At 72.4% G+C, this 210-nt stretch carries 1 pseudogene; it reads right to left on the bottom strand.

Annotated features, from left to right (window positions below):
• A pseudogene (locus tag E5W70_RS26805) lies at positions 1 to 210 on the bottom strand (DNA repair protein RecN); the annotation flags it as partial.

The raw sequence follows: 210 nt of genomic DNA, 5'->3' as shown, positions 1-210 counted from the left end.
CCCGCAGCAGCCGCTCGGCCGCCGCGCGCGCCTCGTCGGTGATGGTGGCGCCGGCGAGCATGCGTGCGATCTCTTCCTGCCGCGCCGCCCGGTCCATCTCGGCGATGCCGGTCGAGACCCGGTCGGCCCCGCCCGATTTGGAGATCAGGAAATGTGTCGCAGCGCGCGCCGCCACTTGCGGTGCATGCGTGACCGAAAGCACCTGCACGC

This window comes from Mesorhizobium sp., assembly GCF_005063415.1.
GTDB lineage: Bacteria > Pseudomonadota > Alphaproteobacteria > Rhizobiales > Rhizobiaceae > Mesorhizobium.
The sequence above is the reverse complement of the archived record's forward strand: the minus strand, read 5'-3'. Positions and strand labels throughout refer to the sequence as shown.